Genomic DNA, 7,802 nt, shown 5'->3' with positions numbered 1-7,802 from the left:
GGTCATAGCTGTTTCCTGTGTGAAATTGTTATCCGCTCACAATTCCACACAACATACGAGCCGGAAGCATAAAGTGTAAAGCCTGGGGTGCCTAATGAGTGAGCTAACTCACATTAATTGCGTTGCGCTCACTGCCCGCTTTCCAGTCGGGAAACCTGTCGTGCCAGCTGCATTAATGAATCGGCCAACGCGAACCCCTTGCGGCCGCCCGGGCCGTCGACCAATTCTCATGTTTGACAGCTTATCATCGAATTTCTGCCATTCATCCGCTTATTATCACTTATTCAGGCGTAGCAACCAGGCGTTTAAGGGCACCAATAACTGCCTTAAAAAAATTACGCCCCGCCCTGCCACTCATCGCAGTACTGTTGTAATTCATTAAGCATTCTGCCGACATGGAAGCCATCACAAACGGCATGATGAACCTGAATCGCCAGCGGCATCAGCACCTTGTCGCCTTGCGTATAATATTTGCCCATGGTGAAAACGGGGGCGAAGAAGTTGTCCATATTGGCCACGTTTAAATCAAAACTGGTGAAACTCACCCAGGGATTGGCTGAGACGAAAAACATATTCTCAATAAACCCTTTAGGGAAATAGGCCAGGTTTTCACCGTAACACGCCACATCTTGCGAATATATGTGTAGAAACTGCCGGAAATCGTCGTGGTATTCACTCCAGAGCGATGAAAACGTTTCAGTTTGCTCATGGAAAACGGTGTAACAAGGGTGAACACTATCCCATATCACCAGCTCACCGTCTTTCATTGCCATACGAAATTCCGGATGAGCATTCATCAGGCGGGCAAGAATGTGAATAAAGGCCGGATAAAACTTGTGCTTATTTTTCTTTACGGTCTTTAAAAAGGCCGTAATATCCAGCTGAACGGTCTGGTTATAGGTACATTGAGCAACTGACTGAAATGCCTCAAAATGTTCTTTACGATGCCATTGGGATATATCAACGGTGGTATATCCAGTGATTTTTTTCTCCATTTTAGCTTCCTTAGCTCCTGAAAATCTCGATAACTCAAAAAATACGCCCGGTAGTGATCTTATTTCATTATGGTGAAAGTTGGAACCTCTTACGTGCCGATCAACGTCTCATTTTCGCCAAAAGTTGGCCCAGGGCTTCCCGGTATCAACAGGGACACCAGGATTTATTTATTCTGCGAAGTGATCTTCCGTCACAGGTATTTATTCGCGATAAGCTCATGGAGCGGCGTAACCGTCGCACAGGAAGGACAGAGAAAGCGCGGATCTGGGAAGTGACGGACAGAACGGTCAGGACCTGGATTGGGGAGGCGGTTGCCGCCGCTGCTGCTGACGGTGTGACGTTCTCTGTTCCGGTCACACCACATACGTTCCGCCATTCCTATGCGATGCACATGCTGTATGCCGGTATACCGCTGAAAGTTCTGCAAAGCCTGATGGGACATAAGTCCATCAGTTCAACGGAAGTCTACACGAAGGTTTTTGCGCTGGATGTGGCTGCCCGGCACCGGGTGCAGTTTGCGATGCCGGAGTCTGATGCGGTTGCGATGCTGAAACAATTATCCTGAGAATAAATGCCTTGGCCTTTATATGGAAATGTGGAACTGAGTGGATATGCTGTTTTTGTCTGTTAAACAGAGAAGCTGGCTGTTATCCACTGAGAAGCGAACGAAACAGTCGGGAAAATCTCCCATTATCGTAGAGATCCGCATTATTAATCTCAGGAGCCTGTGTAGCGTTTATAGGAAGTAGTGTTCTGTCATGATGCCTGCAAGCGGTAACGAAAACGATTTGAATATGCCTTCAGGAACAATAGAAATCTTCGTGCGGTGTTACGTTGAAGTGGAGCGGATTATGTCAGCAATGGACAGAACAACCTAATGAACACAGAACCATGATGTGGTCTGTCCTTTTACAGCCAGTAGTGCTCGCCGCAGTCGAGCGACAGGGCGAAGCCCTCGGCTGGTTGCCCTCGCCGCTGGGCTGGCGGCCGTCTATGGCCCTGCAAACGCGCCAGAAACGCCGTCGAAGCCGTGTGCGAGACACCGCGGCCGGCCGCCGGCGTTGTGGATACCTCGCGGAAAACTTGGCCCTCACTGACAGATGAGGGGCGGACGTTGACACTTGAGGGGCCGACTCACCCGGCGCGGCGTTGACAGATGAGGGGCAGGCTCGATTTCGGCCGGCGACGTGGAGCTGGCCAGCCTCGCAAATCGGCGAAAACGCCTGATTTTACGCGAGTTTCCCACAGATGATGTGGACAAGCCTGGGGATAAGTGCCCTGCGGTATTGACACTTGAGGGGCGCGACTACTGACAGATGAGGGGCGCGATCCTTGACACTTGAGGGGCAGAGTGCTGACAGATGAGGGGCGCACCTATTGACATTTGAGGGGCTGTCCACAGGCAGAAAATCCAGCATTTGCAAGGGTTTCCGCCCGTTTTTCGGCCACCGCTAACCTGTCTTTTAACCTGCTTTTAAACCAATATTTATAAACCTTGTTTTTAACCAGGGCTGCGCCCTGTGCGCGTGACCGCGCACGCCGAAGGGGGGTGCCCCCCCTTCTCGAACCCTCCCGGTCGAGTGAGCGAGGAAGCACCAGGGAACAGCACTTATATATTCTGCTTACACACGATGCCTGAAAAAACTTCCCTTGGGGTTATCCACTTATCCACGGGGATATTTTTATAATTATTTTTTTTATAGTTTTTAGATCTTCTTTTTTAGAGCGCCTTGTAGGCCTTTATCCATGCTGGTTCTAGAGAAGGTGTTGTGACAAATTGCCCTTTCAGTGTGACAAATCACCCTCAAATGACAGTCCTGTCTGTGACAAATTGCCCTTAACCCTGTGACAAATTGCCCTCAGAAGAAGCTGTTTTTTCACAAAGTTATCCCTGCTTATTGACTCTTTTTTATTTAGTGTGACAATCTAAAAACTTGTCACACTTCACATGGATCTGTCATGGCGGAAACAGCGGTTATCAATCACAAGAAACGTAAAAATAGCCCGCGAATCGTCCAGTCAAACGACCTCACTGAGGCGGCATATAGTCTCTCCCGGGATCAAAAACGTATGCTGTATCTGTTCGTTGACCAGATCAGAAAATCTGATGGCACCCTACAGGAACATGACGGTATCTGCGAGATCCATGTTGCTAAATATGCTGAAATATTCGGATTGACCTCTGCGGAAGCCAGTAAGGATATACGGCAGGCATTGAAGAGTTTCGCGGGGAAGGAAGTGGTTTTTTATCGCCCTGAAGAGGATGCCGGCGATGAAAAAGGCTATGAATCTTTTCCTTGGTTTATCAAACGTGCGCACAGTCCATCCAGAGGGCTTTACAGTGTACATATCAACCCATATCTCATTCCCTTCTTTATCGGGTTACAGAACCGGTTTACGCAGTTTCGGCTTAGTGAAACAAAAGAAATCACCAATCCGTATGCCATGCGTTTATACGAATCCCTGTGTCAGTATCGTAAGCCGGATGGCTCAGGCATCGTCTCTCTGAAAATCGACTGGATCATAGAGCGTTACCAGCTGCCTCAAAGTTACCAGCGTATGCCTGACTTCCGCCGCCGCTTCCTGCAGGTCTGTGTTAATGAGATCAACAGCAGAACTCCAATGCGCCTCTCATACATTGAGAAAAAGAAAGGCCGCCAGACGACTCATATCGTATTTTCCTTCCGCGATATCACTTCCATGACGACAGGATAGTCTGAGGGTTATCTGTCACAGATTTGAGGGTGGTTCGTCACATTTGTTCTGACCTACTGAGGGTAATTTGTCACAGTTTTGCTGTTTCCTTCAGCCTGCATGGATTTTCTCATACTTTTTGAACTGTAATTTTTAAGGAAGCCAAATTTGAGGGCAGTTTGTCACAGTTGATTTCCTTCTCTTTCCCTTCGTCATGTGACTTGATATCGGGGGTTAGTTCGTCATCATTGATGAGGGTTGATTATCACAGTTTATTACTCTGAATTGGCTATCCGCGTGTGTACCTCTACCTGGAGTTTTTCCCACGGTGGATATTTCTTCTTGCGCTGAGCGTAAGAGCTATCTGACAGAACAGTTCTTCTTTGCTTCCTCGCCAGTTCGCTCGCTATGCTCGGTTACACGGCTGCGGCGAGCGCTAGTGATAATAAGTGACTGAGGTATGTGCTCTTCTTATCTCCTTTTGTAGTGTTGCTCTTATTTTAAACAACTTTGCGGTTTTTTGATGACTTTGCGATTTTGTTGTTGCTTTGCAGTAAATTGCAAGATTTAATAAAAAAACGCAAAGCAATGATTAAAGGATGTTCAGAATGAAACTCATGGAAACACTTAACCAGTGCATAAACGCTGGTCATGAAATGACGAAGGCTATCGCCATTGCACAGTTTAATGATGACAGCCCGGAAGCGAGGAAAATAACCCGGCGCTGGAGAATAGGTGAAGCAGCGGATTTAGTTGGGGTTTCTTCTCAGGCTATCAGAGATGCCGAGAAAGCAGGGCGACTACCGCACCCGGATATGGAAATTCGAGGACGGGTTGAGCAACGTGTTGGTTATACAATTGAACAAATTAATCATATGCGTGATGTGTTTGGTACGCGATTGCGACGTGCTGAAGACGTATTTCCACCGGTGATCGGGGTTGCTGCCCATAAAGGTGGCGTTTACAAAACCTCAGTTTCTGTTCATCTTGCTCAGGATCTGGCTCTGAAGGGGCTACGTGTTTTGCTCGTGGAAGGTAACGACCCCCAGGGAACAGCCTCAATGTATCACGGATGGGTACCAGATCTTCATATTCATGCAGAAGACACTCTCCTGCCTTTCTATCTTGGGGAAAAGGACGATGTCACTTATGCAATAAAGCCCACTTGCTGGCCGGGGCTTGACATTATTCCTTCCTGTCTGGCTCTGCACCGTATTGAAACTGAGTTAATGGGCAAATTTGATGAAGGTAAACTGCCCACCGATCCACACCTGATGCTCCGACTGGCCATTGAAACTGTTGCTCATGACTATGATGTCATAGTTATTGACAGCGCGCCTAACCTGGGTATCGGCACGATTAATGTCGTATGTGCTGCTGATGTGCTGATTGTTCCCACGCCTGCTGAGTTGTTTGACTACACCTCCGCACTGCAGTTTTTCGATATGCTTCGTGATCTGCTCAAGAACGTTGATCTTAAAGGGTTCGAGCCTGATGTACGTATTTTGCTTACCAAATACAGCAATAGTAATGGCTCTCAGTCCCCGTGGATGGAGGAGCAAATTCGGGATGCCTGGGGAAGCATGGTTCTAAAAAATGTTGTACGTGAAACGGATGAAGTTGGTAAAGGTCAGATCCGGATGAGAACTGTTTTTGAACAGGCCATTGATCAACGCTCTTCAACTGGTGCCTGGAGAAATGCTCTTTCTATTTGGGAACCTGTCTGCAATGAAATTTTCGATCGTCTGATTAAACCACGCTGGGAGATTAGATAATGAAGCGTGCGCCTGTTATTCCAAAACATACGCTCAATACTCAACCGGTTGAAGATACTTCGTTATCGACACCAGCTGCCCCGATGGTGGATTCGTTAATTGCGCGCGTAGGAGTAATGGCTCGCGGTAATGCCATTACTTTGCCTGTATGTGGTCGGGATGTGAAGTTTACTCTTGAAGTGCTCCGGGGTGATAGTGTTGAGAAGACCTCTCGGGTATGGTCAGGTAATGAACGTGACCAGGAGCTGCTTACTGAGGACGCACTGGATGATCTCATCCCTTCTTTTCTACTGACTGGTCAACAGACACCGGCGTTCGGTCGAAGAGTATCTGGTGTCATAGAAATTGCCGATGGGAGTCGCCGTCGTAAAGCTGCTGCACTTACCGAAAGTGATTATCGTGTTCTGGTTGGCGAGCTGGATGATGAGCAGATGGCTGCATTATCCAGATTGGGTAACGATTATCGCCCAACAAGTGCTTATGAACGTGGTCAGCGTTATGCAAGCCGATTGCAGAATGAATTTGCTGGAAATATTTCTGCGCTGGCTGATGCGGAAAATATTTCACGTAAGATTATTACCCGCTGTATCAACACCGCCAAATTGCCTAAATCAGTTGTTGCTCTTTTTTCTCACCCCGGTGAACTATCTGCCCGGTCAGGTGATGCACTTCAAAAAGCCTTTACAGATAAAGAGGAATTACTTAAGCAGCAGGCATCTAACCTTCATGAGCAGAAAAAAGCTGGGGTGATATTTGAAGCTGAAGAAGTTATCACTCTTTTAACTTCTGTGCTTAAAACGTCATCTGCATCAAGAACTAGTTTAAGCTCACGACATCAGTTTGCTCCTGGAGCGACAGTATTGTATAAGGGCGATAAAATGGTGCTTAACCTGGACAGGTCTCGTGTTCCAACTGAGTGTATAGAGAAAATTGAGGCCATTCTTAAGGAACTTGAAAAGCCAGCACCCTGATGCGACCACGTTTTAGTCTACGTTTATCTGTCTTTACTTAATGTCCTTTGTTACAGGCCAGAAAGCATAACTGGCCTGAATATTCTCTCTGGGCCCACTGTTCCACTTGTATCGTCGGTCTGATAATCAGACTGGGACCACGGTCCCACTCGTATCGTCGGTCTGATTATTAGTCTGGGACCACGGTCCCACTCGTATCGTCGGTCTGATTATTAGTCTGGGACCACGATCCCACTCGTGTTGTCGGTCTGATTATCGGTCTGGGACCACGGTCCCACTTGTATTGTCGATCAGACTATCAGCGTGAGACTACGATTCCATCAATGCCTGTCAAGGGCAAGTATTGACATGTCGTCGTAACCTGTAGAACGGAGTAACCTCGGTGTGCGGTTGTATGCCTGCTGTGGATTGCTGCTGTGTCCTGCTTATCCACAACATTTTGCGCACGGTTATGTGGACAAAATACCTGGTTACCCAGGCCGTGCCGGCACGTTAACCGGGCTGCATCCGATGCAAGTGTGTCGCTGTCGACGAGCTCGCGAGCTCGGACATGAGGTTGCCCCGTATTCAGTGTCGCTGATTTGTATTGTCTGAAGTTGCTTTTACGTTAAGTTGATGCAGATCAATTAATACGATACCTGCGTCATAATTGATTATTTGACGTGGTTTGATGGCCTCCACGCACGTTGTGATATGTAGATGATAATCATTATCACTTTACGGGTCCTTTCCGGTGATCCGACAGGTTACGGGGCGGCGACCTCGCGGGTTTTCGCTATTTATGAAAATTTTCCGGTTTAAGGCGTTTCCGTTCTTCTTCGTCATAACTTAATGTTTTTATTTAAAATACCCTCTGAAAAGAAAGGAAACGACAGGTGCTGAAAGCGAGCTTTTTGGCCTCTGTCGTTTCCTTTCTCTGTTTTTGTCCGTGGAATGAACAATGGAAGTCCGAGCTCATCGCTAATAACTTCGTATAGCATACATTATACGAAGTTATATTCGATGCGGCCGCAAGGGGTTCGCGTCAGCGGGTGTTGGCGGGTGTCGGGGCTGGCTTAACTATGCGGCATCAGAGCAGATTGTACTGAGAGTGCACCATATGCGGTGTGAAATACCGCACAGATGCGTAAGGAGAAAATACCGCATCAGGCGCCATTCGCCATTCAGCTGCGCAACTGTTGGGAAGGGCGATCGGTGCGGGCCTCTTCGCTATTACGCCAGCTGGCGAAAGGGGGATGTGCTGCAAGGCGATTAAGTTGGGTAACGCCAGGGTTTTCCCAGTCACGACGTTGTAAAACGACGGCCAGTGAATTGTAATACGACTCACTATAGGGCGAATTCGAGCTCGGTACCCGGGGATCCCACT

General features: G+C 47.8%; 6 protein-coding genes. 5 read left to right on the top strand and 1 reads right to left on the bottom strand.

Features of this window, described 5'->3' with window-relative positions; translation table 11 throughout:
- Positions 1–335: 335 nt before the first annotated feature.
- Positions 336–995: a type A-1 chloramphenicol O-acetyltransferase gene (locus BZG25_RS15375; protein WP_000412211.1), complete on the bottom strand. Its 660-nt coding sequence runs from the start codon at positions 993–995 to the stop codon at positions 336–338.
- A 218-nt stretch (positions 996–1,213) separates the two neighbouring features.
- On the opposite strand from BZG25_RS15375, the gene BZG25_RS15370 reads away from it, so the two are divergent.
- The 5 genes from BZG25_RS15370 to BZG25_RS15345 all read left to right on the top strand — a co-directional run bounded on the left by BZG25_RS15370 (position 1,214) and on the right by BZG25_RS15345 (position 6,436).
- Positions 1,214–1,561 (top strand): tyrosine-type recombinase/integrase, encoded by a 348-nt coding sequence (locus BZG25_RS15370; protein WP_000442160.1) that lies wholly within the window; start codon positions 1,214–1,216, stop codon positions 1,559–1,561.
- A 326-nt stretch (positions 1,562–1,887) separates the two neighbouring features.
- Positions 1,888–2,100: a hypothetical protein gene (locus BZG25_RS16095; RefSeq protein ID WP_162274079.1), complete on the top strand. Its 213-nt coding sequence runs from the start codon at positions 1,888–1,890 to the stop codon at positions 2,098–2,100.
- A gap of 855 nt (positions 2,101–2,955) precedes the next feature.
- Complete coding sequence (gene repE / locus BZG25_RS15355; RefSeq protein ID WP_000852146.1) at positions 2,956–3,711, top strand: replication initiation protein RepE; 756 nt, start codon at positions 2,956–2,958, stop codon at positions 3,709–3,711.
- Between the two features lie 587 nt (positions 3,712–4,298).
- Positions 4,299–5,465 carry a plasmid-partitioning protein SopA gene (gene sopA / locus BZG25_RS15350; protein ID WP_000772446.1) on the top strand — a complete coding sequence of 389 codons (1,167 nt, stop codon included), beginning with the start codon at positions 4,299–4,301 and terminating at the stop codon, positions 5,463–5,465.
- Complete coding sequence (locus BZG25_RS15345; RefSeq protein ID WP_000817031.1) at positions 5,465–6,436, top strand: ParB/RepB/Spo0J family plasmid partition protein; 972 nt, start codon at positions 5,465–5,467, stop codon at positions 6,434–6,436. The genes sopA and BZG25_RS15345 overlap by 1 nt, the downstream gene beginning before the upstream one ends.
- Positions 6,437–7,802 lie beyond the last annotated feature (1,366 nt).

The sequence above is a fragment of the Salinivibrio sp. ML198 genome (assembly GCF_001996015.1).
GTDB lineage: Bacteria > Pseudomonadota > Gammaproteobacteria > Enterobacterales > Vibrionaceae > Salinivibrio > Salinivibrio siamensis.
The sequence above is the reverse complement of the archived record's forward strand: the minus strand, read 5'-3'. Positions and strand labels throughout refer to the sequence as shown.

Coding starts and splice junctions, on each gene's coding strand:
- BZG25_RS15375 (WP_000412211.1), bottom strand. CDS start 995: ATGGAGAAAAAAATCACTGGATATACCACCGTTGATATATCCCAATGG.
- BZG25_RS15370 (WP_000442160.1), top strand. CDS start 1,214: ATGGAGCGGCGTAACCGTCGCACAGGAAGGACAGAGAAAGCGCGGATC.
- BZG25_RS16095 (WP_162274079.1), top strand. CDS start 1,888: ATGATGTGGTCTGTCCTTTTACAGCCAGTAGTGCTCGCCGCAGTCGAG.
- repE (WP_000852146.1), top strand. CDS start 2,956: ATGGCGGAAACAGCGGTTATCAATCACAAGAAACGTAAAAATAGCCCG.
- sopA (WP_000772446.1), top strand. CDS start 4,299: ATGAAACTCATGGAAACACTTAACCAGTGCATAAACGCTGGTCATGAA.
- BZG25_RS15345 (WP_000817031.1), top strand. CDS start 5,465: ATGAAGCGTGCGCCTGTTATTCCAAAACATACGCTCAATACTCAACCG.